At 40.7% G+C, this 3,253-nt stretch carries 4 protein-coding genes; 1 reads left to right on the forward strand and 3 read right to left on the reverse strand.

Annotation, left to right across the window (positions count from 1 at the left end; translation table 11 throughout):
* The first annotated feature begins 283 nt into the window (after positions 1-283).
* Positions 284-922, forward strand: coding sequence for a PduL/EutD family phosphate acyltransferase (locus LJE11_RS18710; RefSeq protein ID WP_008703305.1), 639 nt, complete (start codon positions 284-286; stop codon positions 920-922).
* 396 nt (positions 923-1,318) lie between these two features.
* Here the strand turns inward: LJE11_RS18710 and LJE11_RS18715 are convergent, their stop codons facing one another.
* The 3 genes from LJE11_RS18715 to LJE11_RS18725 form a co-directional block, all read right to left on the reverse strand.
* Entirely contained in the window at positions 1,319-1,720 is a 402-nt protein-coding gene (locus tag LJE11_RS18715) for a hypothetical protein (RefSeq protein ID WP_008703310.1), read from the reverse strand.
* Positions 1,717-1,914 carry a hypothetical protein gene (locus LJE11_RS18720; RefSeq protein WP_008703313.1) on the reverse strand — a complete coding sequence of 66 codons (198 nt, stop codon included), beginning with the start codon at positions 1,912-1,914 and terminating at the stop codon, positions 1,717-1,719. Before LJE11_RS18720 ends, LJE11_RS18715 begins: the two co-directional genes overlap by 4 nt.
* A gap of 207 nt (positions 1,915-2,121) precedes the next feature.
* Positions 2,122-3,177: a hypothetical protein gene (locus LJE11_RS18725; RefSeq protein ID WP_008703315.1), complete on the reverse strand. Its 1,056-nt coding sequence runs from the start codon at positions 3,175-3,177 to the stop codon at positions 2,122-2,124.
* Positions 3,178-3,253 lie beyond the last annotated feature (76 nt).

The following is a 3,253-nucleotide window of genomic DNA, read 5'->3' on the forward strand; positions in this document are numbered from 1 at the left end:
TTTGGCATATTCATGCCAAAACACCTCGCGGGATAGTGGTGTGTGAACAGTAACTGTTATTCTAATGTATCTTATTATAGCCCAGAACACTTCTCCTTGTAAACCGATAAAAGTAAGTTAACACTATTTTATAATGAAAATTGTCCTTCTTGCAAGATAAACATTGCATATTTCCAGTTAAAGAGATACACTAAAAAGTAAGTATAACTGCTCTGTATCCCATCAGGCAACAGGATATCGGACAGACATATACAAGTAACATATTGAGGGAGTATTGTAATAAATGAGCATCAAAATACCTATAGAAACTTCTGCCAGACATCTGCATATCTCGCAGGAAGATTTTGAAAAATTATTCGGAGAAGGAAGCAAACCACATTTTATCAAAGAATTAAGCCAGCCCGGACAATATCTGTGCCAGGAACGAGTGACTGTCAAAGGACCGAAAGGTACCTTCGAAAATATGGCACTTCTCGGTCCTTTCCGCAGCGACACGCAGGTAGAAATGTCCCTTACAGACACCAGAAAACTGGGGATTCCAAGCGTAATACGCCAATCCGGTGATATCGAAGGAACTCCCGGCTGTATTTTATCCGGTCCATGCGGTGATATCGAAATCCCCAAAGGGGTCATCGTAGCCAAACGCCACATCCACATGACTCCGGATGAAGCACTTGCCCTGCATATCAAAGACAACGACGAAGTATTCGTCCTGACCAAAAGCTACGGACGCGCACTTATCTATGCAGATGTAGTAGTCAGAGTCCACAGAAATTATCACCTGGCAATGCACGTAGACACTGATGAAGCCAACGCATTCAACAGCGATACAGAACCTTACGGCGTGATCGTCAGGTTCTTTGACAGTAACTTCAACACAGATAAGTGGATAGAAGACGAACTGTCAGGGATACGCAGATAAAATCCAACTTACCCGGCTAAAATAGCAGACGAATATAAAAAGGTTCCACAGTAACATTCAATTGATGATACTGCGGAACCAATTTTAATGCGTTTCAGCCAGCCATTCTTTAATCGTTTTTTCCGTTTCACCAAGGGTTCTTGCTATTCTTTCTACAGGTTCTCCTTCCTGCGCAAGCGAAATGGCTATGCTTTTTGCCTTTTTAATTCACCTTGCTTTTCACCTCGCTTTTCGCCAATCTTTTCATAAGTTGCCTGAAGTTTCTGTTCTTCTTCCTCTTTGTCATACTCAAATATACTCATGGCAATAATCTCCGCATTTCAAAAGCCCCGGACCGGGGTAGCTGTACTGTACCAGTCTGAGGCTTTCAGAATTTGGGGTTATAAAGTTTTTACCTCAATCCAGATCAAAGAGCTGTCGTTGACAGATGTTTATCTGTGCAATGGATTGCGCTTCTTTTTCCGTGCAGTAGTAAATGTACTTGCATGAAATTTTCGCATACAGGGTAACCTTTCCCTTGTAACCTGCACTTGTTTTTAAATAACTCTCATAGTTTTGTAGTTCATTCAAGGTAAAGTCATATACGTTTTCACTGTTAACATATACATATCCATCTTCATATTCTGCCTGCCTTTCACCAGCTTTATATACCGGAAGATGTATTTCTTTTACCTTTGTGTTTTCTCCTCCAATTCCTTCAACTTTTTTACCATCATCAGACTCTATGTACAATTGAAGTTCCAGGTCTTTTGTGTTTGTTCCGGCAAAGGAAGTACCAACCAGGTTGGAATCTGTCACTTCAAATGGAACTCAAGTGGTTTGTTTTTAATAAGCTCCTGGGATTCATTGAAGTTAACATTGTCAAGAGTGTAATAAACAGTCTTTTCCTGTGCAGCATTTCTGTCTGACTGCTTTACAAACATCAATTCCGGATTAACTGCCTGTGCATTATATGCGGCTATGATAGTATTGACAAACAACTTTTTCTCCATAAGATTACCATTATTAGTAACAGGTTTATAGATTATAATTTTTTCTTCTTCATACTTCCCATTCCTTTGTCAGATATGTGATTTTAGTGTAGCAAACGACAGATGGGATGTCAACCTGAGAAGATGAAGAAGCCATAGACTGGTGATTTCCAGTCTGTGGCCTGATTAGATTTATCAAACGGATATTCTCAAAATGCTTTAAGATCTTTAATAGTTTTCAAAGGCTTCTACAATTTTCTGCATATCGTCCGTGTTAAAGCGTTCATCACAGCTGACAGACATGATATGGGAATAAATATATTGAGCTCCTGGATAGTCTTCAACCTTTACAAAAGGTGGTACAGGCCAGTATACTTTAGGCGGAATGTGCCTGTCTGCCAGATGCTTGATAAGGGCGTCCCGATTTTCCACAAAGAAAGGGAAAAACATAGGACAGATATCATCTGAAAGATAAGGAAATACCGGGCGGATATCGGAGCGTTCCGGCAGGTGTTCCAGAAGGTAATGGTAATTTTCCTGGCGTTTACGGATCGCATCCCGGAATGGATAATGAAGAATCGTTTTAAGGGAAGCTTCATCCCCTTCCTGGATATCGAAAATTTCACGAAGCATAAATTCCGCTTTCCAGAAAACATCATTGCCTTCTTTATTATAGTCCTCATTTCCTGTATGCTCGTAGGTCTCTCGGGATTGAAGAGCCTGATCTCTAAGGGAAAACTGTTCTTTATTGATAGGAATAGGTTTTACGCCAAAGGTGCCCTTTCGCTTGATGGCAAGACCACCGGAGGCAACACCCATCCATTTTCGGAGACTGACGGCAATATAGTCAGAATCCGGACAGGCCGGCAATGGAGAAAATGCTGTATGGGTAGTATCCACTATTACAGAAACGCCACTGGCTTTACATTTTTTGACAAAGTTCTCATCATAGGTAGGATAACCATAGTATCCACAGACAAGGAGAACACTGATCTGCGGGATCATCTCTTCCTCAAACACAGGGGAAAGATTTTTGTCAAAATCATAATAATGAATTTCATATCCTGCTTTTACAAAGCAGCCCAGAACTGTTTCGCAGTCATAGGAAGGCAGATATGCCACACGCTTTTGATCTGTTAACATCAGATCCCTCAGACAGTAATAAATGGCACAACGGCCGGACATTAGATGAGCGGTGTCCCCGGGATCAGGGCAGGTATGCTCCACATAGTTGTTTGGCTCAGAGCCAACAGGTTGATAGGGGAAAAAGCCTCCAATTTCCATAGTAAAAACCTCCTTTAATTAAATTTAACTTGTTGTGCTAGATAAAATAAAATATAAAGAAACTTCAACAAAATAT

It is taken from the genome of Blautia sp. DFI.1.216, assembly GCF_020594215.1.
In the GTDB taxonomy this organism is placed as follows: Bacteria; Bacillota; Clostridia; order Lachnospirales; family Lachnospiraceae; genus Blautia_A; species Blautia_A wexlerae.

Excerpts from the sequence above, each read along its gene's own strand:
- LJE11_RS18710 (WP_008703305.1), top strand. The coding sequence starts at position 284 with ATGAGCATCAAAATACCTATAGAAACTTCTGCCAGACATCTGCATATC.
- LJE11_RS18720 (WP_008703313.1), bottom strand. The coding sequence starts at position 1,914 with ATGGAGAAAAAGTTGTTTGTCAATACTATCATAGCCGCATATAATGCA.
- LJE11_RS18725 (WP_008703315.1), bottom strand. The coding sequence starts at position 3,177 with ATGGAAATTGGAGGCTTTTTCCCCTATCAACCTGTTGGCTCTGAGCCA.